General features: G+C 64.5%; 21 protein-coding genes and 1 riboswitch. Of the genes, 10 read left to right on the top strand and 11 right to left on the bottom strand.

All coding sequences use genetic code 11. The features are described from left to right. Positions 1–2: 2 nt before the first annotated feature. The 3 genes from KUF59_RS16355 to purQ all read right to left on the bottom strand — a co-directional run bounded on the left by KUF59_RS16355 (position 3) and on the right by purQ (position 2,612). On the bottom strand, positions 3–740 hold the full coding sequence (locus KUF59_RS16355; RefSeq protein WP_212458218.1) for a tetratricopeptide repeat protein: 738 nt from the start codon (positions 738–740) through the stop codon (positions 3–5). A 202-nt stretch (positions 741–942) separates the two neighbouring features. Then, positions 943–1,914 (bottom strand): tripartite tricarboxylate transporter substrate binding protein BugD, encoded by a 972-nt coding sequence (locus KUF59_RS16350; RefSeq protein WP_408918098.1) that lies wholly within the window; start codon positions 1,912–1,914, stop codon positions 943–945. Continuing rightward, positions 1,911–2,612, bottom strand: a complete 702-nt coding sequence (purQ, locus tag KUF59_RS16345; protein ID WP_258769681.1) for a phosphoribosylformylglycinamidine synthase subunit PurQ — start codon at positions 2,610–2,612, stop codon at positions 1,911–1,913. The genes KUF59_RS16350 and purQ overlap by 4 nt, the downstream gene beginning before the upstream one ends. Positions 2,613–2,790: 178 nt before the next feature. Between purQ and KUF59_RS16340 the strand changes: the two genes are divergently transcribed. Then, entirely contained in the window at positions 2,791–3,807 is a 1,017-nt protein-coding gene (locus KUF59_RS16340; RefSeq protein WP_212458216.1) for a magnesium and cobalt transport protein CorA, read from the top strand. 27 nt (positions 3,808–3,834) lie between these two features. On the opposite strand, the gene KUF59_RS16335 is transcribed toward KUF59_RS16340, so the two are convergent. From KUF59_RS16335 to purC, 3 genes are read right to left on the bottom strand one after another with little or no spacing between them, the layout of a single operon-like run. Beyond that, entirely contained in the window at positions 3,835–4,410 is a 576-nt protein-coding gene (locus tag KUF59_RS16335) for a hypothetical protein (RefSeq protein WP_258769680.1), read from the bottom strand. 8 nt (positions 4,411–4,418) lie between these two features. Beyond that, positions 4,419–4,661: a phosphoribosylformylglycinamidine synthase subunit PurS gene (gene purS, locus KUF59_RS16330; protein ID WP_140982175.1), complete on the bottom strand. Its 243-nt coding sequence runs from the start codon at positions 4,659–4,661 to the stop codon at positions 4,419–4,421. Positions 4,662–4,676: 15 nt separating this feature from the next. Next, positions 4,677–5,444, bottom strand: a complete 768-nt coding sequence (purC, locus tag KUF59_RS16325; RefSeq protein WP_173015815.1) for a phosphoribosylaminoimidazolesuccinocarboxamide synthase — start codon at positions 5,442–5,444, stop codon at positions 4,677–4,679. Positions 5,445–5,749: 305 nt separating this feature from the next. Here purC and KUF59_RS16320 point away from each other — a divergent pair, with 305 nt between their 5' ends. Further along, positions 5,750–6,073 (top strand): DUF1476 domain-containing protein, encoded by a 324-nt coding sequence (locus KUF59_RS16320; protein WP_212458215.1) that lies wholly within the window; start codon positions 5,750–5,752, stop codon positions 6,071–6,073. Positions 6,074–6,083: 10 nt separating this feature from the next. On the opposite strand, the gene KUF59_RS16315 is transcribed toward KUF59_RS16320, so the two are convergent. After that, positions 6,084–7,058, bottom strand: a complete 975-nt coding sequence (locus tag KUF59_RS16315; protein ID WP_212458214.1) for a LysR family transcriptional regulator — start codon at positions 7,056–7,058, stop codon at positions 6,084–6,086. Positions 7,059–7,169: 111 nt separating this feature from the next. Here KUF59_RS16315 and KUF59_RS16310 point away from each other — a divergent pair, with 111 nt between their 5' ends. Beyond that, positions 7,170–7,997, top strand: a complete 828-nt coding sequence (locus tag KUF59_RS16310; protein ID WP_212458213.1) for an isocitrate lyase/PEP mutase family protein — start codon at positions 7,170–7,172, stop codon at positions 7,995–7,997. 397 nt (positions 7,998–8,394) lie between these two features. Then, entirely contained in the window at positions 8,395–11,157 is a 2,763-nt protein-coding gene (locus tag KUF59_RS16305) for a hypothetical protein (protein WP_212458212.1), read from the top strand. A gap of 71 nt (positions 11,158–11,228) precedes the next feature. On the opposite strand, the gene cynS is transcribed toward KUF59_RS16305, so the two are convergent. After that, a complete protein-coding gene (cynS, locus tag KUF59_RS16300) occupies positions 11,229–11,717 on the bottom strand; it encodes a cyanase (RefSeq protein WP_212458211.1) in 489 nt (162 codons plus the stop codon). A 235-nt stretch (positions 11,718–11,952) separates the two neighbouring features. Then, the gene (locus KUF59_RS16295; protein ID WP_212458210.1) at positions 11,953–13,149 is read right to left on the bottom strand and encodes a TrmJ/YjtD family RNA methyltransferase; all 1,197 of its coding nucleotides are present in this window, start codon (positions 13,147–13,149) and stop codon (positions 11,953–11,955) included. A gap of 325 nt (positions 13,150–13,474) precedes the next feature. Between KUF59_RS16295 and KUF59_RS16290 the strand changes: the two genes are divergently transcribed. The 3 genes from KUF59_RS16290 (at position 13,475) to KUF59_RS16280 (ending at position 15,620) form a co-directional block, all read left to right on the top strand. Beyond that, entirely contained in the window at positions 13,475–14,689 is a 1,215-nt protein-coding gene (locus KUF59_RS16290; protein WP_212458209.1) for an NADP-dependent isocitrate dehydrogenase, read from the top strand. A 96-nt stretch (positions 14,690–14,785) separates the two neighbouring features. Next, positions 14,786–15,289: a DUF3455 domain-containing protein gene (locus KUF59_RS16285; RefSeq protein WP_212458208.1), complete on the top strand. Its 504-nt coding sequence runs from the start codon at positions 14,786–14,788 to the stop codon at positions 15,287–15,289. A 43-nt stretch (positions 15,290–15,332) separates the two neighbouring features. Then, positions 15,333–15,620, top strand: a complete 288-nt coding sequence (locus KUF59_RS16280; RefSeq protein ID WP_212458207.1) for a DUF3303 domain-containing protein — start codon at positions 15,333–15,335, stop codon at positions 15,618–15,620. 2 nt (positions 15,621–15,622) lie between these two features. On the opposite strand, the gene KUF59_RS16275 is transcribed toward KUF59_RS16280, so the two are convergent. After that, positions 15,623–16,849 (bottom strand): cyclic nucleotide-gated ion channel, encoded by a 1,227-nt coding sequence (locus tag KUF59_RS16275; RefSeq protein WP_212458206.1) that lies wholly within the window; start codon positions 16,847–16,849, stop codon positions 15,623–15,625. Between the two features lie 4 nt (positions 16,850–16,853). Further along, a complete protein-coding gene (gene alaS / locus KUF59_RS16270; protein ID WP_212458205.1) occupies positions 16,854–19,532 on the bottom strand; it encodes an alanine--tRNA ligase in 2,679 nt (892 codons plus the stop codon). 221 nt (positions 19,533–19,753) lie between these two features. Then, a riboswitch (glycine riboswitch) is annotated at positions 19,754–19,842 on the top strand. A gap of 141 nt (positions 19,843–19,983) precedes the next feature. Here alaS and gcvT point away from each other — a divergent pair. From gcvT to gcvP, 3 genes are read left to right on the top strand one after another with little or no spacing between them, the layout of a single operon-like run. Then, positions 19,984–21,132, top strand: a complete 1,149-nt coding sequence (gene gcvT, locus KUF59_RS16265; RefSeq protein WP_212458204.1) for a glycine cleavage system aminomethyltransferase GcvT — start codon at positions 19,984–19,986, stop codon at positions 21,130–21,132. Positions 21,133–21,141: 9 nt separating this feature from the next. Further along, the gene (gene gcvH / locus KUF59_RS16260; protein ID WP_212458203.1) at positions 21,142–21,510 is read left to right on the top strand and encodes a glycine cleavage system protein GcvH; all 369 of its coding nucleotides are present in this window, start codon (positions 21,142–21,144) and stop codon (positions 21,508–21,510) included. Positions 21,511–21,526: 16 nt separating this feature from the next. Further along, positions 21,527–24,394 carry an aminomethyl-transferring glycine dehydrogenase gene (gcvP, locus tag KUF59_RS16255; RefSeq protein WP_212458202.1) on the top strand — a complete coding sequence of 956 codons (2,868 nt, stop codon included), beginning with the start codon at positions 21,527–21,529 and terminating at the stop codon, positions 24,392–24,394. Positions 24,395–24,396: the final 2 nt, after the last annotated feature.

The raw sequence follows: 24,396 nt of genomic DNA, 5'->3' as shown, positions 1-24,396 counted from the left end.
CTTTAGGCCGACAATTGCTTCTCTGCGATCGACAGCCACTCGGCCTGTGCCTTGCGCAGATATTTTGGCGCGCGGCGCATCTGGATCAAGAGCTCGTTGAAGACGACCCGCGCCTCCGCGGTGCGGCCGACCAGTTGCAGCAGCATGCCGTACCGCACCCGAGCCTCGGCGCCGGGGAAGTAGGCGGAGACGGCGTGGTATTCCTCCAGCGCCTCGTCGACCTGCCCGACCTCGGCGAGCGCGCGGGCGTACAACAGATGCGCATCGGCCGAGTCGTAGTCCGGCCATTGCTTCTGGAGATCGTCCAGGGTGGCGAGCGCATCGGACGGGCGGTTGGCGGAAAACTCCGCCTGCGCCTTGCCGAATGCGTAGGCGGGATCGTGGCCCATCGGCAGTTTCAGGATGTGATCATAGTGCCGCTCGGCTTCCGCGAACCGGCCGATCTTCACGCATTCCTCGGCGAGCGCGGCACGATTGGTGATGGTGTCGGTGGCGCCGAGGCGATCGGAGAGCTCGCGATAGCGCTTTTCGGGATCGAAGCGGTTGGCGACACGCTGGCGCGCCTGTCGCGCTTCCGGGCTCGAAAACCACTCCGGGACGAGCTCAACCACGATGTAGGCGAGCGCGCCGATCAACGGCACCATCAGGATGATGAAGGCCCAGGGCTGCAACCGCCCGGTTCGCGACGCGTGATAGATCAGCGTGATATCGAGCAGCAGAACGACCAATGCAACGGGCATGCGAAATCCGCAAAAAGCAAATCGACAGCGTCGGACCGGCTTCCTGATAGCGTAACTCGCCCCTTGAGACAACTTTGAGTTGCCCACATCGACGAAGATCGGGAAGGACCGGTACGTGCACTTGATCGACGATGCCGTATCAGTCGCATCGTCCGCGGCCGAGGTTCACGCGGCGGGGCTCGCGATGGCCGCAAGGCTGACGCTATTGCTTGGCGTCGTCAGCCAAAAGTTTCCGGTATTTTTCGACGTCGCGCGTCACGAGCTGCTGCAATACCTCAGGCGTATGCTCGTTTGCATCAGGCGCGACCGTCGACAGGTCGGCAAAACGCTTCTTCACGGCATCGCTTTCGACAGCGGTGCGCGCGGCGGCGTTGAGCTTGGCGATGATTGCCGGCGGCGTGCCCTTCGGCGCGAACAGGCCGTTCCAGCCCTGTGCCTCGAACTCCGGCAGGCCCGCTTCCGCCGAGGTCGGCAAATCGGGCAGCGTGCCGAGCCGCACATCCGAGCCGACCACGATCCCCTTCACGAGCTTCTCGTTGATCGATTGCGAGACCGAAGCGGCCGCGTCGCAGACGCCGTCGATCTGACCGCCGACCGCGTCGGTCAGCGCGGGCGCAGCACCGCGATAGCCGACCAGCGTCGCATCGATGCCGGCGGCCTGCACGAAGCTCTTGCAGATCAGGTAATTCGAGGAGCCGACGCCGGCATGGCCGAGATTGATCTTGCCGGGATTTTTCTTCGCGTAGTCGATGAATTCCTTGAGATCCTTGGCCGGAAAATCCTTGCGCAACGCAATGATGCCAAAGGTCTTGGCGACCATCGCGATCGGCACGAAGGATTCTGGCGTGAACGACAGTTTTGGATAGATCGTGTAGGCGGCAGCACTGGTGCCGGCATTGCCAATGGCGATCGTGTAGCCGTCGGGCTCGGCGCGCGCGGCGCGGGTCAGCGCGGTCGAGCCGCCGGCGCCCGCGACGTTCTCGATCACGATGGGCTGGCCAAGGGCGGCGCTCATCTGTTCGGCCACCACGCGCGCGATCACGTCAGACGTGCCGCCGGCCGCGAACGGCACGATCATGGTGATCGCACGTTTCGGGAAGTCCTGCGCCTGCGCGGTAGCACTCAGCAGCAGCGCCGCGGTCGCAGTGAAAAACCTCGCGGCAATTTTTCTCACGCGGCCCGGTCCAGATGCGCGGCGAGGCCTGCGAACAGGCCGCGGCCGTCCGTGCAGCCCATGATGTCTTCGACGTGATTTTCCGGATGCGGCATCATGCCGAGCACATTGCCCTTGTCATTGACGACGCCGGCGATCGAATGCGCGGCGCCGTTGATGTTATGGGCCTCATCCACCACGCCGTCCGGCGAGCAGTAGCGATAGAGCACCCTGCCCTCGCCCTCGAGCCGCTTGATGGTCTCTTCGTCCGCCTCGTAATTGCCTTCGCCATGAGCGACCGGCACGCGGATCACCTGCCCCGCATTATAGCCGCGGGTGAACGGCGTATCCGAACGCTCGACGCGCAGATGCACGTCATGGCAGATGAATTTGAGCCGCGCATTGCGCATGAGTACGCCGGGCAAGAGGCCGGATTCGCAGAGGATCTGAAAGCCGTTGCAGACGCCGAGCACCAGCCCGCCCTTGGCAGCGTAGTCGCGCACCGCATCCATGACCGGCGCCCGCGCGGCGATCGCGCCGCAGCGCAGATAATCGCCGTAGGAAAAGCCACCGGGCACAACGACGAGATCGGTGCCATCAGGCAGCGAGGTCTCGGCATGCCAGACCATCGCCGGCTCATGTCCGGAGATCAGTTTCAGCGCGCGCGCCATGTCGCGCTCGCGGTTGATTCCGGGAAAAACCAGGACGGCTGACTTCATGAGCGGGGTTCCGAAAGAAGTGTGGAATCGGGCTGGCCGGCGGCCAAATCTGCTCGCAGACATAACCATTTGACGCGGATTTTACCAGTGCTAGCCTCGCCTGAGAGCTTTGTGCACAGGCCATGATTTGTCGCCAGATTCGGTGTCTCTGCCGAACGAATTTGCGGGATTTTGAGCCATGAATGTCCCGTCCCTGCCCACATCCCCCTCCGAGCCTGTCTCCACCGAAGGCGTGGTCGCGGCCGGCGCCTATGTCGACGGGCGGCGCATCGCCAATATCGCCATCAGCGAGGCCTCGAGCTGGCGGGCCAAGCCCGGCCATGTGGTCTGGATCGGGATGCACGAGCCGGACATGGCGCTGCTCAGCGCCGTGCAGAAGCAGTTCGACCTGCACGACCTCGCCATCGAGGACGCCAACCACGCCCATCAGCGGCCGAAGATCGAGCAGTATGGCGAAGCGCTGTTCATCGTGGCGCGGACTGCGCAACTGGTCGAGGGCCGCATTACCTTCGGCGAGACGCACATCTTCGTCGGCGAAGGCTATCTGGTCTCGGTCCGCCATGGTGCCTCGACGTCGTACACGCCGGTGCGCGAACGCTGCGAAAGCTGTCCGCGGGCGCTGGCGCGCGGCGAGGACTACATCCTCTATGCCATCCTCGATTTCATCGTCGACAACTACTCGCCTGTGCTCGAAAGCATTTCCGACGAGGTCGAGGGCATCGAGGACGACGTGCTCTCCAAGCCGATCACCAAGGGGCAGGTCGAGCGGCTCTACATGCTGAGGCGTGACCTGTTGCGGCTGCGCAATGCGATCGGGCCCCTGGTCGAGGTCTGCCGGCGCCTTGAACACGACGAGCTCGCGATGGTGCGCCCGGCCATGCAGCCGCTGTTCCGCGACGTCACCGACCACGTCAGGAATATCCAGGAGCGCATCGATTCCATGCGCGAGGTGCTGGCATTCGCCTTCGAAGCGAGTCTTCTGGTCGGCCAGGCGCAGGAGACCGCAGTCTCCAAGAAGCTCGCCTCCTGGCTCGCGATCATCGCCGTGCCGACCGCGCTTGCGGGCATCTACGGCATGAACTTCAAGCACATGCCGGAGCTGGAGTGGGAATACGGCTATTTCGCCGTGCTGAGCCTGATGGCGCTCGCCTGCGTCGGCCTGTTCTGGCGCTTCCGCCGTGCCGGATGGCTGTGAGCCCCCCGAGGCGCGAATTCGCGAACCTCAGCGGCTCGCCGGCGCCAGAGTAAGCATCACGCCGACGACGAACTGCGCAAAGTTATCATTGCTGGACTTCTCGGTAGCTGACGAGCTGATCACGCTGGCAGCGCCGCGCGCGCCGAACAGCATGCCGCTGACCTGATATTCGTTCGTACCGTCCGGCTTCACCATCAAGCGTCGCGCCTTGAACATGCGCGGCACCGAGGTGCCGCGATCGCCCTCGATGCCGAGAATCGAGATCTTCTGGCCGGGCGTCCGCTGTTCCAGGACCTTGACGATTTGCGTCTGCTCGTCGCGGAATTTTTCCAGGGTCATCGCGGTTCCGGGAGAGTAGTACCGGTAGCTTACTCTGGACTGCGCGCCGCACTCCGGCTTCTCGCAGAGGAACATGTGGACGTCGTTGGGCCTCAGCTCGTACCGCCACCCCTTCACTGCCACCGGTGGACGCAGGGCTGCGGACTGCGGCGCAGGGACCGGTTGAGCCGACGCCCCGCCGATTCCCGAAAGCATCAGCAGCGCGAGTAGCAGCACAGACCGCAACAGCAATTGACGGCTGCCGACAGGCACGGCGGATGTCATCCGGTCGCCTAGCCCAGCACTTCCACCCGGTAGTTCTCGATCACCGTATTGGCCAGCAGCTTGTCGGCGGCCTGCTTCAGCGCGGCTTCCGCCTTCGCCTTGTCGGCGCCGGCGAGCTCGATGTCGAACACCTTGCCCTGCCGGACGCTGGCGACGCCGTCGACGCCGAGCGATTTCAGCGCGCCTTCGATCGCCTTGCCCTGCGGGTCCAGAATGCCGTTCTTCAAGGTAACGGTGACACGTGCCTTCACGTCAGAAATCCCTCTTCAGCTCTTCACCAGCACCGGGCCGGAGCCCTGCGGACGCTCGTTCTCCATGAGGATGCCGAGGCGCTTTGCGACTTCGGTATAGGCCTCCAGGAGCCCGCCGAGATCCCTGCGGAAACGATCCTTGTCGAGCTTCTCGTTCGACTTGATGTCCCACAGACGGCAACTATCCGGCGAGATCTCGTCAGCGACGATGATGCGCATCATCTCGTTCTCGAACAGCCGCCCGCACTCCATCTTGAAGTCGACGAGGCGGATGCCGATGCCGAGGAAGAGGCCGGTGAGGAAGTCGTTGACGCGGATGGCGAGCGCCATGATGTCGTCGATCTCCTGCGGCGTCGCCCAGCCGAAGGCGGTGATGTGCTCTTCCGACACCATGGGGTCGTTGAGCTGGTCGTTCTTGTAATAGAATTCGATGATCGACCGCGGCAGCTGGGTGCCTTCCTCGATGCCGAGGCGCTGCGACAGCGAGCCCGCGGCGACGTTCCGCACCACCACCTCGAGCGGCACGATCTCGACCTCGCGAATCAACTGCTCGCGCATGTTGAGCCGGCGGATGAAATGGGTCGGCACCCCGATGTCGTTGAGGTGCTGAAACAGGTACTCCGAGATCCGGTTGTTGAGGACGCCCTTGCCCTCGATCACCTGATGCTTTTTGGCATTGAACGCGGTCGCGTCGTCCTTGAAGTGCTGGATCAGGGTGCCCGGCTCCGGACCTTCGTACAGGACCTTTGCCTTGCCTTCATAAATGCGACGCCGACGGCTCATTGGGATGTACCGTGTTTTGTTAAAATCCATGAATTTGGTGTGCTCCGGTTGACTAGGATTACGACCCACAGCGGAGCTGCCGTGAACGACCTGGAACCAGAGAAACAGAACAGGAACCAAGCCTTACGGCAACCTATCCGATTGGCTGCCTGAGCACAATCGATCCGGCCCTTCCGGCATCCACTTATACCGTCTTGCCTGCGGCTTAACGGCTCGTTGTTTCGCCGATTCGTGCCCCTTATCTAGGCGTCGTGAGGGGCCCTCGCAACGAGGCCGCCCCCTGATTCACCGGGATTGGGAACTGCATGACCACATTCGACAAGCGCCAGGAAGGCTTCGAGAAGAAATTCGCCCTCGACGAGGAGCAGAAATTCAAGGCCGAGGCCCGCCGCAACCGGCTGCTCGGCCTGTGGGCGGCCCAACAGCTCGGCATCACCGGCGATGCGGCAACCGCCTATGCCAAGGAAGTGGTCGCAGCCGATTTCGAGGAAGCCGGCGACGGCGACGTGCTGCGCAAGGTTTTGAGCGATTTTACCGCCAAGGGCATCTCCACATCAGAACAGGCAATCCGCGCCAAGATGAACGAGCTCACCGCTGTCGCGGTGGCCGAAGTCAAGGCGGGCAAGTAAGCCGCAGCCATCACCTGACGCGTCGGCGCGCAACGGCCTTGCGCGCCGGCCGTCCCGGTTTGGGACGCCGCGCGGCCGCGACGCCGATTTCGCCATAGTCGCTTTGCAGGATCTCCAGGAGCTTTCGCGCGGCAAGGCTGAGGAAGCCGCCGCGCCGGGTCACGACCGAGATGTCGTTGCTGGCGGCAAGATCGCCCACCGCAATCCGCGACATCGTGCCTGCCGCCAATTCGTCGGCGACGTGGCTCTCAGCGAGCAGCGCGATGCCGAAGCCGGCCTCGACGAGGCGTTTTTGCGCGGTGAGGCTGTCCACCGCCGTCCATTCGATGTCGCCGAGCCCTTGGGTGAGAAACAGCGCGAACACGTGCGCCGCCGCAATCTCGGGCCGGCCGGCAATCTCGGGAAACGCGACCCAGCGCTCGGCGCGCAGCTCGGCCAGCCGCTTCACGCGCCGGCCGGCAAGCGGGTGATCCGCCGCGCAGACCACCCCGAGCTTTTCCGAGAGGATTGGCGTGCAATCCAGATCGCGCGAACGATCGATGTGATAGCGCAGACCGATCGTCGCCTCCCCGCGACGGATCAAGCCGCTGACCTCGGCGCTCGTCGCGGTGCGCAGGCTGAGTGCAGCATCGGGGTGCTCCTTGGCAAAGCGCTTCATGATTCCCGACAGGCGCGCATCGGCGAGCGTACCGGTCACCGCGAGCGATACCGGCCCTGAGGTCTGCCGGGTGAGCGCGCGTATCGCCTGCTCCGCATCCTCTGCGGCGGCGACCGCTCGCTCCGCGTGAGGGATCAGTACGCGGCCCGCATCGCTGAGCCGCGTCCGGCCCGCCACCCGCTCGAACAAGGGCACGCCGAGCTCCTGCTCCAACAGCGCGATGCGGCGCGAGATCGCCGGTTGCGAGCGATGGAGGAATTTGGCTGCATTCGAAATCCCGCCGCGGCGATGAACCGCCAGAAAGGTATTGAGGGCATCACTGTCCATCACCGTCACTCATGCAAAAAGCTGATGCTTTCGAGAGAAATAACAAATTTGGCGGATGGCGGAAATGCTCCTATGGCTGGATCGGGACCAGCCGCGACAAAGGAGCGAACGATGCCCAGCCAGTTGGAGAAAGCGAAAACGTTTCGGGCCCTGCACGAGCGGCCGGGCGCCTTCATCATTCCCAATCCGTGGGATGCCGGCACCGCAAAGCTGCTCGGCGCCCTGGGTTTTGAGGCGCTGGCGACCACGAGCCTCGGGCTTGCCAACACGCTCGGCAGCTCGACCGTCAGCCTCGATGCCATCCTCGACAATTGCCGCGCGATCGCTCAGGCGACTCCACTGCCCGTCAGCGTCGACCTCGAAAACTGCGGCGCGCACGACCCGAAGCGCGCGGCCGAGGCGATCCGGCGCGCCGCCGAGGCCGGTGCGGTCGGTGGCTCCATCGAGGATTCGACCGGGGACCGCGAACGCCCGATCTATGAGTTTGCCCTCGCCGTCGAACGTGTGCAGGCGGCCGTCGAGGCGGCACGCTCGCTGTCGATCCCGTTCACGCTGACCGCGCGGGCCGAGAACCTGCTGCACGGGCGTAACGACCTCGACGATACGATCAGGCGCCTTAGGGCATTCGAGGCCGCCGGGGCCGACGTACTCTACGCGCCGGGCGTGCACGATCTTGCGACGATCAAGACCGTCGTCGCCTCGATCGGAAAGCCGTTCAATCTGGTGATGGGCTTTGCCGATCCGACATTGACCCTGCCACAATTGTCCGCGGCCGGCGTGAAGCGCATCAGCGTCGGCGGTGCGATGTCGCGATTTGCGCTGGCCGCCTTCGTCAAGAGCGCCCGCGAGATGAAAGACAACGGCTCCTTCACCTATATCCGCGAGATGGCAGGGATCGCTGAGCTGCGCAGCGCCTTCGCTTCGGTCGGCGCCACCTAAGGCTCGCACCCATCACATTGTCGCTGCAGCGAATTCTAGTGATACAACCCTTACGCGTATTCCTTAAACCAAGTCGCGCGTCCCAACGCGCGACTTAGGTCAATATTGTTGCCCGCCAACAGCGCGATCTCCCGAGCGCCTTATTTGACAGCGTATCTTCATTGCACGCTGCGACTCGCGGCACCGGAAAACTTCCGAACACGCTTTTATTACTTCGCTCACAAGTAGCTGCGACTTATTTTCGCGCGGGCGCTGGTAGCCGATCTGTTATGTTCAACCGGCAGGTGCGATACGTTTAGCGAAGTACATTTCAAGACATTTCGAAATTTTGCAGCCCGTTCTTTTGGGACGATTGCTCGCAACTTGGTTCTTCACATTTGATTTGCAGGAGGTCGATATGGCTGAGAGTCCCAACATTATCTATGACGACCGTGGCCACGCGCGGCATTTCATGTTTACCGGCGACATGGCGGACACGGCCGCCGCCGCCCCCAGGATGAGAGCGGCAACGCCACAGGAGGCGGCAAAGCAGTTCCTGCTCGATCATGCGGACCTCTTTCAGCTTCCGCAGACCATGACGAGATCTATGGACGTGCGCGCCGCGATCGCGCCGGTCGCTGAAGACGAGGCGCTGCGCTTCGAATCCGAGCAGCACGCGATGGATTCGACCGTCGTCAGCTATAACCAGACCATGTTCGGCCTGCCGATCTACCAGGCCGGGGTATCGGTCGTGATGCGCGGCGCCGACAACCAGGTCAAAGCCGCGACCTCGACGCTGCACTACGACGTTGCCACCGAGCCTCCTGCCGATACACTGACGAGCAAGAGCGCGCTCGACACCGCGGCGTCCGGCGCCCATGACGACATCGTCCGTGCCGCGTTTCCGAACGCCCAGGGCCTTCGCATCAACCGCACGCGCCTGCTCGTCTATCAGTACGATCCCAAGGAGCGCATTCATCAGGAGATCGGCGAGCGCGGATTTGGCGCCGAGCCTCCCACCCTTCCTCTTCCGCCTGTCCCGTCGGACATCGTTGCCGGCAAGCACTATGTCGTGCTGGAGGCGATGTTCTCGCTGGCATTGGAGAAATGGGGGACGCTGAACTGGCGGGCCTTCATCGAGCCGAAGCGCAAGACCGTCCTGTTCCTGCGTGCCCTGGTCGACGGCGTGACCGGGCTGGTGTTCGATCGCGATCCCATCACCAAGACCGGCAACCTCGCCAACATGCCGACCGCGCCGGCCGCGACGCTCGATCCGTTGCGCGACACTGTCGCCCTCATCGACCTCTCGCCGCCATTAGGCGGTACCCAGAGCCTCACGGGGACGTTCGTCTCGATCACGAATGTCGATCCACCGACGCCAGCGATCCCGACGACGACGGCACCGTTCAATTTCGCCTATGTCTCGCGCACCGACAACTTCGCGGCCGTCAACGCCTATTATCATTGCGACCGCTTTTTCCGGACCGTGCGCGACATCGGCTTCAACATTCCGAGCTATTTCGACCACACCTCGTTCCCGGTGCCGGTCGATCATCATGCACTCGGCGACGTCATCAACGCGCAGTGCCGGGGCAACACACTCGGCAACGGCATCGGCTCGGTGGTGTTCTCGCTCGCCGCTCTCGGAGCTCCGCCAATCGGCATCGCGGCTGACTGGCGCGTCGTGCTCCACGAGCTCGGCGGACACGGCATCCTCTGGGACCATGTCGACTCGCCGAATTTCGGCTTCTCGCACAGCGCCGGCGACAGTATCGCGGTCATCCTGAATGACCCCGATACGCACGCCCCCGACCGCTTCGTCAGCTTCCCCTGGGTCAATATCGGCCGCCGGCACGATCGTCCGGTCGCGGGCGGATGGGGATGGGGCGGCGCCAACGATCTCAATGGCTATTTCAGCGAGCAGATCCTGGCGACCACGCACTTCCGTCTCTACCGCTCGATCGGCGGCGATTCCGCCTCCCTCGCCCGCAAGCAGTTTGCCGCCACCTCGGCGGTGTACCTCATCCTGCGCGCGGTCGGCCAGCTCACGCCGGCGACCAATCCGCCCAACGCCCTCGGCTGGGAGCAGCAACTCGAAATTGCGGACGCCGGTGTCTGGACGCGAACCAGTCCGGCGCAGACCCATGCCGGCGGCGCCTATCACAAGGTCATCCGCTGGGCCTTCGAGAAACAGGGCCTGTTCCGGCCCGGCCCGCCGCCGACCGTCGAAGGCCTGCCGCCGCCGGTCGATGTCTATATCGACGACGGCCGCCACGGCGAATATCCGTTCCAGCCCAATCACTGGAGCTGCACCGACATCTGGAATCGCCGCACCGTCGGCGCGGGCGGCGGCGTGCATCAGGAGCCGATCGTCGGACAGACCAACTACGCCTATGTGCGCATCAAGAACCGCGGCACGCAGGCCGCGACGAACGTCGTGGTGAAGGGCTTCCACTGCAACCCCGGAGCTGGCCTCGTCTTCCCGACGGACTGGACTCCCATGGCCACGCCGCAACTGGCGGCCCCCAACCTCGCGGCTTCGGACGCCGTGGGCGTCGTCGTCGGCCCGTTCAAATGGGTGCCGTCGCAGGTCGGCCACGAGTGCATGTTCTTCAGCGTCTCGGCCAAGGGTGACGCCGGCAATATCGACGGCGCGATCACGGGACCGATTCCGGAATGGCGTCTGGTGCCCCATGACAACAATCTGGGGCAACGCAACGTGCACCCGATCTCGATCCACATCGCCAAGATCCCCTGGGAGAAGCTGCCGTTCTGGATCCGCAATCACGGCCCGGCGCCTGTGCGCGTCAATGTCGAGATCAAGCTTCCGGAGTGGCTCGCCAAGCTCGGCTGGAAGTTCAGCGTGCCGCAGATCCAGCGGGCTCAGCGGCTCAAGCCGGACGAGATGCTCAAGGTCAACATGGCCGTCAGCGCGGGCAAGGAGTTCGACCTGGCCATGCTCGGCAGGGAAGCCGATCACGACATCGTCGTGACCGTCCTGCACGACGACATGCCGGTCGGCGGCATGACCTTCCGCATCAGCAAGGAAGCCCAGGATGCGGTTGACATGTCCGCGAGCAGCCGCTCGGGAACGAAGGCAAAGGCGAAGAGCTCGAAGAAGTCGGCATCCGCAAAGAAGGCGGCGCCGACGCGGCGATCGAAGGCAACCCGCAAGCGCTAGTGGCTTGCAGCACGTCTGACGGACGGAGTGCGGTGGCTCTTTTGGGCCACCGCACTTTTTCGTCGGTACGCTCAGCCTTCCTTAAAGCCGTATTCCGGCACGTTGCCGCTGGCGCCGTAGTATTTGTACGGCAGGAACTTTCCGCTCATGGTGATCTTGACGCGGTCGCCCTTGGGATTGGCGACGCGCTCGATCGCCATGTCAAAATCGATGGCCGACATGATGCCGTCGCCGAACTCTTCCTCGATGAGCGCCTTCCAGGCCGGGCCGTTCACCATCACCATCTCGTAGAAGCGGTAGATCAGGGGATCGGTCGGCGGCATCGGCGTGCCGGTGCCACGCATCGGCACCTCGTTGAGCATGGCGGTCTCCGCCTTCGACAGGCCGAACAGCTCGCCGGCATTCGCGGCCTGCGGTTTTGTCAATTTCATCTGGCCCATGACCGCGCCGACGATCAGCACCTCCGAATAGCCGCCGATCTTCTCGCAGATGTATTTCCAGCTCCAGCCCTTCTCGCGCTTGATGTCGAGCAGCTTTTCGGTGAGGTCTTCGCGTTTCATGGTCAGGGGCTCCTTGTGGGCGGTGGTGGTGACGTTTCTCTCTTGGGAAGTACGATCGTCGTAACTTCGCGTCGCGCAAGTGCAGGAAGCGTGCCAAAGCGTGAGCGTGAGCAAAGGCGCAGAGCGCCGTGCCCACCATTTCTGTTTCAATCTTGATCAAACAAAGTGGTGGGCACGCTTCCGCCTTCGCTCTTCGAGCTACGGCGGACAAGTCGCTTTGCCCACCCTACAAGAGCTACGTGCTCGGCGAGATCATCCCCTGCAGCCGATCCAGATCCACGGTGATATCGCGCTCAACCTCCTTGGCCTCGATCTCGATCACGCGATAGTCCCGCGCCTCCAGCCACTGCCGCCGCGCCGCGCGGTCGGCGACGATCGTCTCACTCTCGCCCGGATTGACCAGTTCGACCGCAATCCGATGCACGAAGGAAACAAAGTCCGGGATGTGGCGGCCGACCGGGGTCTGGCGCTTGAACTGGCCGGCGAAGCGGCGGTCGCGGGTCAGCGCCTGCCACAGCAGGCGCTCGGCATCGGTCGGATTGCGGCGGAGCAGCCGCGCCAGCCCGCGCACTGTGCTGCCGCTGTCGGGTACCCCGCCCTGCCCGTGCTCGGCGAGCAGCGCCCGCAGCCGCGTCGCCTGCGCGCCGTCGAGCACGCCACCCTTGGCCGGCCCCTTGCGTCCCTCCGCAATCGCCATCACCACGCCGTGCAGGGTGTGCATGTCCTGCTTGGTCGGATCCATGCGCGTAAAAATGTTGCGCAGGTTCACCAGCATGGTGTCGCGCTTCTCGGGCGGGCGCAAGAATTCGACGCGGTCGAGCTCGCGCACGAGGTTCTCGAAGAAAGCCTGGATCTGGTGCTGCGAGGCGCGCTCGGAGCGCTCCGGCATGGCGTGGGGCAGCGCGCCCGAGGTCGCCCGCTTGAACCATTCGTAGCCGACCAGCAGCACGGCCTGCGCGAGGTTGAGCGAGGCAAAGCCCGGATTGACCGGGAAGGTGATGATCCGGTTCGCGAGGGCGACTTCTTCGTTGGTCAGACCCCAGCGCTCGCGCCCAAACAGGATGCCGGCTTTCCCGCCGGAAGCGACGTGGCCGGCGATCTCGATCGTGGCCGCCTCGGGACCGACCACCGGCTTGGCCTGGTCATGGGCGCGCGCTGACGTGGCGAACAGGAGGTCGAGATCGGCGACCGCCTCTCCGACCGTGGCGAACAGCTCGACCTTTTCCAGAATGTGGTCGGCACCGGCGGCCGCGCGCTGTGCGGCGACGTTGGGCCAGCCGTCGCGGGGGTTGACGATGCGCAAGGCGCTCAGCGCGAAATTGCCCATGGCGCGCGCGGCCATGCCGATGTTCTCACCGAGCTGCGGCTCGACCAGAATGATGACGGGGCCATCCAGGGTCAGGCCGGTCTTGCTCTTGTCAGTGCCCGACATCTCGCTTCGCTTTCACGCTCGTTCTCAAGGCCTTGTTCGGGCCGTCTTGGGAATTGATTCAAGCAGGCATGCCCGCCCGTGACGCCTCGTTTGCCTGTCCCGGAGAAATTCTCAAGCGAAATAACGGGTTAGAATCGGCTTTTGACTCTCGTCCGAAACTTCAAGGCGAGGCCGGCTGGAGCTTGCGGCCGCCTCCCATCTGCGGATGCAGGATCGGCTAAAAGTGCATAATCACTTGGCTTTCGCCCGCCGTTGGGCAGTGCTATGAGGCGGCAATCAATTCCGTTCCCGCCGCAGGCGCGTTCCCAAGAGGGCTTTCCCGATCATGGCAAAAATCAAGGTGACCAACCCCGTCGTCGAGCTCGATGGCGACGAGATGACCCGGATCATCTGGCAGTACATCAAGGACAAGCTGATCTATCCGTATCTGGACATCAACTTGATGTATTTCGACCTGGGGATGGAGTACCGCGACAAGACCGGCGATCAGGTCACCGTGGACGCCGCCAACGCCATCAAGAAGGTCGGTGTCGGCGTCAAGTGCGCCACCATCACCCCGGACGAGGCCCGGGTGAAGGAGTTCGGCCTCAAGGAAATGTACAAGTCGCCGAACGGCACCATCCGCAACATCCTCGGCGGCGTGATCTTCCGCGAGCCGATCATCTGCAAGAACGTGCCGCGCCTCGTCCCCGGCTGGACCAAGCCGATCATCATCGGCCGTCACGCCTATGGCGACCAATACCGCGCTACCGACTTCAAATTCCCGGGCAAGGGCACGCTGTCGATGAAGTTCGTCGGCGAGGACGGCACCGTGATCGAGAAGGAAGTCTTCAAGGCCCCCGGCTCCGGCGTCGCGATGGAGATGTACAACCTCGATGACTCCATCATCGACTTCGCCCGCGCCTCGCTCAATTACGGCCTGATGCGCAACTATCCGGTCTATCTCTCGACCAAGAACACCATCCTCAAAGTCTATGACGGCCGCTTTAAGGACATCTTCCAGGACATCTACGACCGCGAGTTCAAGAAGGAATTCGAGGCCAAGGGCCTGACCTACGAGCACCGCCTGATCGACGACATGGTGGCCTCGGCGCTGAAATGGTCCGGCGGCTATGTCTGGGCCTGTAAGAACTACGATGGTGACGTGCAGTCCGACACGGTCGCGCAGGGCTACGGCTCGCTCGGCCTGATGACCTCGGTGCTGCTCACCCCCGACGGCAAGACGGTGGAAGCCGAAGCCGCCCACGGCACGGTGACCCGCCACTACCGCGAGCACCAGAAGGGCAAGGAGACCTCGACCAACTCGATCGCGTCGATCTTCGCCTGGACCCGTGGCCTCGCCCACCGCGCCAAGCTCGACAACAATGCCGAGCTCGCGACGTTCGCGAACACGCTCGAGAAGGTCTGCGTCGATACGGTCGAAGCCGGCTACATGACCAAGGACCTGGCGCTGCTCGTCGGCGCCGACCAGCGTTGGCTGTCGACCACCGGCTTCCTTGACAAGGTCTCGGAGAACCTGACCGCGGCGCTGGCGAAGTAAGCGGCGTCCGCAGTTTCGCCCGACTGCGGTCGGACATCATCACGGGCCGCGCCTAGAGGCGCGGCCCTTTATTTTGACGCTGTGCGGAGACCCATCATGTCCATCAAGTTCGCCGTCCCCTGCCTGCTGCTGCTTACAGCCACGATCGGGGCGGCCGGCGCCGCGGAGACCCTCCCCGACGCCATTGCCGCGCCCGGCGAGTCTGTCGTGCTCAGCGTCCATGCCGAGGGCGCGCAGGTTTACGAGTGCAAGTCGGCCGCTGACGGCAAGCTCGCCTGGGCCTTTCGCGAGCCAGTCGCAACCCTGCTCGCTGACGGCAAGACCATCGGCCGGCATTATGCCGGACCCAATTGGGAGCACGCCGACGGCAGCGCCGTGGTCGGCAAGGCCATCGGCAACGCGCCGGGCGCAACGGCGGCCGACATCCCCTGGCTGAAGCTCGAGGTCGCCTCCCGCCGCGGCAGTGGTGTGCTCACGCCGGCCACCACCGTCCAGCGCGTCAATACCCATGGCGGCAAGCTCGAGGGTGCTTGCGACAAGGCCGGCGAATTCAAGAGCGCGCCCTACTCCGCCGACTACATTTTCCTGCGCAAGGGCTGAGCGCGCGATGTAGCCTGAGGCGCCGGCTGACGGAGATCGTACGATGCTCTTCATGGTGATCGAGCGCTTCAAAGACCGCGACCCGCTGCCGGTCTACCGGCGCGTCCGCGACCCCGGCATCAAGTTTCCCGAGGGGCTCAAATATGTCGGGAGCTGGATCGAGCCCAATTTCGACCGTTGCTTCCAGCTCATGGAGTGCGACGACCTTCGGCTGCTCCAGGAATGGATCCTGCTCAACAACCGCGACATGGGCATGAGCTTCGAGATCGTGCCAGTCGTGCCGAGCAAGGAGACGCGCGAGGTGGTCGCGCCGTTTCTCGATCCAACATAGTTTCAGCGGTCCGCGACTTCGCGCTCCGCCTGCTGCAGCTCCGCGGCCGCGAGATCGCCACCTTCTCCCAGCCGCGCCTCCGCGGTCTTGCGGACGTGAGCGGCCAGCGTCGGCATACGTTCGATCAGCGCGTGAAAATCCTGCGCGTCCAGGATCAGCAGTCGCGTCTTCCGCGTGGCCTTCACGGTGCCGCTGCGCTTGGTCTTGTGCAGTAGCGCGATCTCGCCGAAGAAGGTGCCGTCGGTGAGGCGGACGCACTGGTTCGGCAGCTCGATCTCGACCTCGCCCGCGGTGATGAAATACATCGACGAGGCGGCATCGCCGCGCCGGACCAGAATCTCGCCCTGCTCGATGGTCCGTGCCCTGAGCAACCGCATGATGTCGGCGATCTCCGAGGCGCTCAGGTGCGAGAACAGCGGCACCCGCGCCAGCATGCCCCAAGTGACGACGAAGTCGCGCCGCCTCACCTCCTCCGCGAACGCACTCGAGATGATCGCGACCGGCAGCGCGATCATGGCAAAGCCCGAGATGATGGCGAACACCGAGACGAATTTTCCGAGCGCCGTGACTGGCACGACGTCGCCGTAACCGACCGTGCCGAGCGTCACGATCGCCCACCACATCGCCTGCGGGATCGTCCCGAGCTTGTCCGGCTGCACGTCGCGCTCGATGGCGTAGAGCAGCGAGGCGAAGGTCAAGACCACGCCGATCAGGATGACGATGCAGCCGATCAGGGCGCGCCGCTCGGCATGGACGGCCGCAAGCAGCGAGCGCATCGCAGGCGAATAGCGGATCAGCTTGAAGAACGGCAGCACACCGAGCGCAGCCAGCGTCGCGTGCCGCCCCGAGGCCAGCACGATCGCTGCGGGGAGGAATGCGAGAAGGTCGATGATGCCGAGCGCGGAAAAGACATAGGACAGCCGGTCCGACAATGCCGATGCGTTGCGCTGCGTGTGGCCGGCGACCGTCCAGAGTCGCGCAGCATATTCCAGAGCGAACACGATTGCCGACAGCACCGCGACCGCCGTGAACACCCCGTCGTACCGCGCGTCGATATCGGGCACCGAGGCAAGGATCATCGCCAGCACATCGAGCACGATGACGACGATGATGAACCGGATGAAGCGCGACCCAGCCGAATAGGCCAGCGGATCGTGCTCCAAGAGTTCGTAGAGGCGATCCCGAAGATTGGGATCGCGGAGCCCGCGTCCTCTGGGAACGAGGCGCACCGCCCTAGCCGGCCGTCATGGCTTTTTCGATCGCCGACAGCGCTGCGGCCGCGTTGGCCCCGTCGGGGCCGCCGGCCTGCGCCATGTCGGGCCGGCCACCGCCACCTTTGCCGCCGAGCGCTTCGGAGGCGACCTTCACCAGATTGACCGCGTTGAAGCGCGAGGTCAGGTCGGCGGTGACGCCGACCACGACGCCGGCCTTGCCGTCCTCGGTGACGCCGACGATGGCGACGACGCCCGAACCGATCTGCTTCTTGCCGTCATCCGCAAGGCTCTTGAGATCCTTCATCTCGATGCCTTCGACCGCGCGCGCCATCAGCTTGACGTTGCCGACCTCGCGCACGCCGGACGCCGCGCCGTTGCCGGACGACGCACCGCCGCCCATCGCGAGCTTCTTGCGCGCGTCGGACAATTCGCGCTCGAGCTTCTTGCGCTCGTCCATCAGCGAGGTGATGCGCGCCGGCACGTCGTCGATCGAAGTGCGCAGCTCGCTTGCCGCGGCCTTTGCCAGCGCCATGGTGTCGTTGGCGTGCTTGCGGGCATGACGGCCCGTGAGCGCCTCGATGCGGCGCACGCCGGAGGCAACAGCGCTCTCGCCGGTCAGCGTGATCAGGCCGATGTCGCCGGTGCGCTTCACATGGGTGCCGCCGCAGAGCTCGACCGACCAGCCCATCGCGTTCGCGCCGTGCTCACGCGCCGTCTTGCCCATGGAGACGACGCGAACCTCATCGCCATACTTTTCGCCGAACAGCGCGCGGGCGCCGGCCTCGCGAGCCTCGTCCACGCCCATGATGCGGGTCGTGACCTCGTCGTTCTCCAGCACCACGTCGTTGGCGATGTCCTCGACGCGGGCAAGCTCCTCCGGCGTGATCGGCTTCGGATGCACGAAGTCGAAGCGCAGGCGGTCGGGCGCGACCAGCGAGCCGCGCTGGGCGATGTGGTCGCCGAGCACCTGGCGCAGCGCCTCGTGCAGCAGATGCGTTGCCGAGTGATGGGCACGGATCGACGAACGCCGCGCATGATCCACCTCAAGCTGAAGCGCGGTGCCGAGCTTCAGCTCGCCCTGTTCCACCGTGCCGACATGAACGAAGAGATCGCCGAGCTTCTTCTGCATGTCGGTCACGCAGAACTTGATGCCGCCCTCGCCGATCAACACGCCGGTGTCGCCGACCTGGCCGCCGGACTCCGCATAGAACGGCGTCTGGTTCAGTAGGATTGCCCCGGTCTCGCCGGCCTTGAGGCTGTCGACTTCCTTGCCGTCCTTCACCAGCGCGGTCACCACGCCTTCGGCGCTCTCTGTCTCATAGCCGAGGAATTCCGTGGCGCCGAGCTTCTCGCGCAGCGGGAACCAGATCGCCTCGGAAGCCGCTTCGCCAGAACCCTTCCAGGACTCGCGCGCCTTGGACTTCTGCCGTTCCATCGCATCGGTGAAGGAGGCCTGATCGACGCCGATGCCGCGCGATTTGAGCGCGTCCTGCGTGAGATCGAGCGGGAAGCCGTAGGTGTCGTAGAGCGTGAAGGCGACGTCGCCGTCGAACATGTCGCCCTTCTTTAAGGACGCGCTCTTTTCGTCGAGGATGGCAAGGCCGCGGACCAGCGTCTTGCGGAAGCGGGTCTCTTCCAGCCGCAGCGTTTCCTCGATCAGCTTTTCCGCGCGCACCAATTCCGGGTAGGCCTGGCCCATCTCGCGCACCAGCGCCCAGACGAGGCGATACATCAGCGGCTCCTTCGCGCCCAAGAGCTGCGCATGGCGCATCGCGCGGCGCATGATCCGGCGCAGCACATAGCCACGGCCCTCGTTCGAGGGCAGCACGCCGTCAGAGACGAGGAAGGCCGAGGAACGCAGATGGTCGGCAATGACCCGGAACGAGGCAACGGTCTGCTCGTTCGGCCCGTGCCCCAGCGCCGACGCGGTCGCATCGATCAACTGACGGAACAAATCGGTCTCGAACACGCTGTCGACGCCCTGCAGGATGCAGGCCATGCGCTCCAGTCCCATGCCGGTATCGATCGAGGGACGCGGCAGCGGCTGGCGCTCCTCCTTCGTCACCTGCTCGAACTGCATGAACACCAGGTTCCAGAACTCGAGGAAGCGATCGCCGTCTTCCTCGGGGCTGCCCGGGGGGCCGCCCCAGATGTGCTCGCCGCGATCGATGAAGATCTCCGAGCACGGGCCGCACGGGCCGGTGTCGCCCATCGCCCAGAAATTGTCCGAGGTCGGGATGCGGATGATGCGGTCGTCTGAGAAGCCCGCGATCTTCTTCCACAGGCCGGCCGCCTCGTCGTCGGTGTGATAGACGGTGACGAGCAGCTTGTCCTTCTTGAGCCCAAAGTCCTTCGTGATCAGCTTCCAGGCCAGCTCGATCGCGCGCTCCTTGAAGTAGTCGCCGAACGAGAAGTTGCCGAGCATCTCGAAGAAGGTGAGATGGCGCGCGGTATAGCCGACATTGTCGAGGTCGTTGTGCTTGCCGCCGGCGCGCACGCATTTCTGCGACGTGGTGGCGCGCTGATAGGGCCGCTTCTCCACGCCGGTGAAGACGTTCTTGAACTGCACCATGCCGGCATTGGTGAACATCAACGTTGGGTCGTTGCGCGGCACCAATGGCGAGGACGACACGATCTCGTGGCCGTTCTCGGCAAAGAAATTCAGAAAGGTCGACCTGATCTCGTTGACGCCGCTCATGTTCATCCAATCGGGTGTACTTGGACCCGCGACACGCCACCCAAGCCGGGAATTAAGGCAGATCACTGCGGGCAGAAGGCTTTTAGACATTGCGGGCCGCGCTGTCCAGAAACTGTGCAAGGAGATCAGAGGGTTGCCGCAACAGCGTAATCGGTAGTTGATAGATGATGCGACGCGTTGACAGGCTTGGCGGCGGCGTGGTTCTGTCCTATTTGTATCGTACGGCCACGTCGGGAGAGACCGGCTTTATTGCCGGCGCCGAAGGAGCAACCGCCCCGGAAACTCTCAGGCAAAAGGACCGCGTGGCTTTGACAGCATCTGGAAAGAGGCGCCCTCGGGTTTCGACCCGGTGAGGCGTCCGCCGACGGGATAATACTCTCAGGCACAGCGACAGATGGGGCTTCGACTGGTTTCTCGGGGATCGTCCTCGGGAACCGCGAGGGCCCCTGTGATGCTTGCGCGCGACGACCAAAATCCCCCCAGACGTACCCCGCTCTACGCCCTTCACATATCCCTGGGCGGCAAGATGGTGCCGTTCGCGGGCTATGAAATGCCGGTGCAATACCCGGCCGGTGTCCTGAAAGAACACCTCCATACCCGCGCTTCCGCCGGCCTGTTCGATGTGTCCCACATGGGCCAGATCGCGCTGCGGCCGAAATCCGGGAGGATCGAGGATGCGGCCAAGGCGCTCGAACGGCTGGTGCCGCAGGACATTGTGGCGATCCCGCAGGGACGGCAGCGCTATGCCCAATTCACCAATTCCGACGGCGGGATTTTGGACGATCTGATGGTCGCCAATTTCGGCGATCACCTGTTCCTGGTCGTCAACGCCGCCTGCAAGGCCGAGGACGAGGCGCATCTGCGCGCGCACCTCTCCGATGACTGCATCATCGATTCGCTTGGCGACCGCGCGCTGATCGCGCTGCAGGGCCCGAAGGCGGAAGCGGTGCTGGCGAAATTGTGTCCAGAGACCCCGTCGCTGAAGTTCATGGATGCCGGCCCGCGCAAGGTTGATGGGCTTGACTGCTTCGTCTCGCGCTCCGGCTACACCGGCGAGGACGGCTTTGAGATATCGGTTCCCGCCGCCGATGCGGAACGGCTGGCGAAGACGTTGCTGGCCGACAGCGACGTGCTGCCGATCGGGCTCGGCGCGCGCGACAGCCTGCGACTCGAGGCCGGGCTTTGCCTCTACGGCCACGACATCGACACCGCGACCACGCCGGTCGAGGCTGCGCTGGAATGGTCGGTGCAGAAGAGCCGCCGCACCGGCGGCGCGCGCGCCGGCGGCTTTCCCGGCGCCGACAAAATCCTCGGCCATTTCGACCGGGGCGCTGCGCGCCGCCGCGTCGGCCTGAAGGCCGAGGGACGCGCGCCCGTGCGCGAAGGCGCGGCCCTGTTTGCGGATACGACGGCGAGCGAGCCAATTGGAAAAGTCACCTCGGGCGGTTTTGGCCCGAGCCTGAATGCGCCTGTCGCGATGGGCTATGTGCCTGCTGCCCTGAGCGCGCTCGGCACGATCGTTTACGCAGAGGTGCGCGGACAGCGGCTGCCGCTCGCCATCGCCGCCATGCCATTCGTGAAGAACACCTACAAACGCTGAGGAATGACGATGACCACGACGCTGTACACCTCCGACCACGAATGGCTTGCTATCGACGACGACGTCGCGACCGTCGGCATCACCGATTATGCGCAATCGCAGCTCGGTGACGTCGTGTTCGTCGAGCTGCCCAAGGTCGGGCGCGCGCTGAAGAAGGCCGAAGCTGCTGCCGTCGTGGAATCGGTCAAGGCCGCTTCCGACGTCTACGCGCCTGTTACCGGCGAAGTGCTCGAGGTCAACCAGGCGGTGGTCGATGAACCGGCGCTGGTGAACTCGAATGCGGCCGACAAGGCCTGGTTCTTCAAGATCAAGATTGCAGACAAGAGCGAGCTCGGCGGGCTCATGGATGAGGCCGCCTACAAGGCGCACACGGCGTGAGATGATGGAGCAAGCGATGACCGCGCAACGCAAATCCAACGGCGATACCGCCGCCTCCTTCGTTCGTCGCCATATCGGCCCCTCCTCGCGCGACGTGACCGCGATGCTGGAAACGGTCGGCGCAAAAAGCCTCGATGCGCTGATGGCGGAAACGCTGCCCGCCTCGATCCGGCAGGCTACTCCGCTCGATCTCGGCAAGGCGCTGAGCGAGACCGAGGCGATTGCGCACATGGCAGAGCTTGCGAGCCAGAACCAGGTCTTCACCTCGCTGATCGGCCAGGGCTATTCCGGCACGATTTTGCCGGCGGTGATCCAGCGCAACATCCTTGAGAACCCGGCCTGGTATACGGCCTATACGCCGTATCAGCCGGAGATCAGCCAGGGCCGGCTGGAGGCGCTGTTCAACTTCCAGACCATGATCTGCGACCTCACCGGGCTCGACGTCGCCAATGCCTCGCTGCTCGATGAAGCCACCGCGGCGGCAGAGGCGATGGCGCTCGCTGAGCGCCACTCGCAGGTGAAGGCAAAAGCCTTCTTCGTCGACAAGGACGTTCATCCGCAGACACTTGCCGTGCTGCGCACCCGCGCCGAGCCGCTCGGCTGGACCCTGATCGTCGGCGATCCCGCAACCGATCTGGAGAAGGCGGACGTCCTCGGCGGCCTCCTGCAATATCCGGGATCCTCGGGCGCCTTGCGCGATCCGCGCGCCGCGATCGCGACGCTGAAGGCCAAGGGCGCGCTGGCAATTCTTGCCGCCGACCTGCTGGCGCTGACGGTGGTCGCCTCGCCCGGCGAACTCGGCGCTGACATTGCGATCGGCTCCGCCCAGCGTTTCGGCGTGCCGATGGGCTATGGCGGCCCGCACGCGGCCTATATGGCGGTGCGCGATGCGCTGAAGCGCTCGCTGCCCGGCCGGATCGTCGGGCTGTCAGTGGATTCGCGCGGGGCGCCCGCCTATCGGCTGGCGCTGCAGACCCGCGAGCAGCATATCCGTCGCGAGAAGGCGACCTCCAACATCTGCACCGCGCAGGTGCTGCTCGCCGTGATCGCCTCGATGTACGCGGTCTATCACGGCCCCGAGGGGCTGACGCAGATCGCGCGCACCGTGCATCGCCGCACGGCGGTGCTGGCGGCCGGCCTGCGCAAGCTCGGCTTTGCACCGCAGTCCGACAGCTTCTTCGACACGGTGACGGTGGACGCCGGCGCCAAGCGCGAGGAGATCGTCGCGCGCGCGCTGGCCGCGAAGATCAATCTCGGCGTCAGCGGCGCGGGCCTTCGCATCGCGCTGGACGAGACCACGACACCGGCCACCGTCGAGGCCGTATGGCGCGCCTTCGGCGGGCAGCTCGCCTATGCCGAGATCGACGCCACCACGCGCGAGGCGTTGCCGGACGCGCTGAAGCGCGCCACCGCGTTCCTGACCCATCCGGTGTTCCATGCGCACCGCTCGGAAACCGAGATGCTGCGCTACATGCGCAAACTCAGCGATCGCGACCTCGCGCTCGACCGCGCGATGATCCCGCTGGGGTCCTGCACCATGAAGCTGAACGCGACGACCGAGATGATGCCGCTGACCTGGCCGGAGTTCGGCTCACTGCATCCCTTCGCTCCGCGCGAGCAGGCAAAAGGCTATCACGCGCTGTTCGCGCGGCTGGAAAAATGGCTGTGCGACATCACCGGCTATGACGCGATCTCGCTGCAGCCGAACTCGGGCGCGCAGGGCGAATATGCCGGCCTGCTGGCGATCCGCGACTATCACATCGCGCGCGGGGAAGGCCACCGCAAGATCTGCCTGATCCCCTCCTCTGCCCATGGCACCAACCCGGCCTCGGCCGCGATGGTCGGCATGGACGTGGTGGTCGTTGCCTGCGAGAAGAACGGCGACGCAGACGTGAATGATCTCCGCGCGAAGGCCGAGAAGCATTCGAAAGACCTCGCCGCCGTCATGATCACCTATCCCTCGACACATGGCGTGTTCGAGGAGCACATCAGCGAGATCTGCGATATCGTCCACAGCCATGGCGGCCAGGTCTATCTCGATGGCGCCAACCTGAATGCGCAAGTCGGTCTCGCGCGGCCCGGCGACTACGGCGCCGATGTCAGCCATCTCAATCTGCACAAGACGTTTTGCATCCCGCATGGCGGCGGTGGCCCAGGCATGGGGCCGATCGGCGTCAAGGCGCATCTTGCGCCGTTCCTCCCCGGCCATCCCGCAACCAACCCGGACACGGTGGTCGGCCCGGTCTCGGCCGCGCCGTTCGGCTCGGCGTCGATCCTGACCATCTCCTACATCTACATTTTGATGATGGGCGGCGACGGCTTGAAGCGCGCGACCGAGATCGCGATCCTCAATGCGAACTACGTGGCGGCAAAGCTCGAGGCGCACTTCCCGGTGCTCTACAAGAACGCCAAGGGCCGCGTCGCGCATGAATGCATCGTCGATCCGCGCCCGCTCAAGGCGACGAGCGGTGTCACCGTCGACGACATCGCAAAGCGCCTGATCGACTACGGCTTCCACGCGCCAACGATGAGCTTCCCGGTGCCGGGCACGCTGATGATCGAGCCGACCGAGTCGGAATCGAAGGCCGAGCTCGATCGCTTCTGCGACGCCATGATCGCGATCCGCAAGGAGATCGCCGAGGTCGAAGGTGGCCGCTTCAAGATCGACGCATCGCCGCTGCGCCATGCGCCGCACACGGTGCACGACATCGCCGACGACAATTGGGCCCGCGCCTATACCCGCGCCGAAGGCTGCTTCCCCGACGGCGTCTCGCGTACCGACAAGTACTGGTGCCCGGTGGGCCGCGTCGACAACGTCTATGGCGACCGCAACCTGGTGTGCTCCTGCCCGCCGGTGAGCGACTACGCGGAGGCGGCGGAGTGAAG

Origin of the sequence: Bradyrhizobium arachidis (assembly GCF_024758505.1) — a bacterium.
GTDB classification, from domain to species: domain Bacteria; phylum Pseudomonadota; class Alphaproteobacteria; order Rhizobiales; family Xanthobacteraceae; genus Bradyrhizobium; species Bradyrhizobium manausense_C.
Note: the sequence above shows the minus strand (reverse complement) of the source record. Positions and strands in the feature narration are given on the sequence as shown.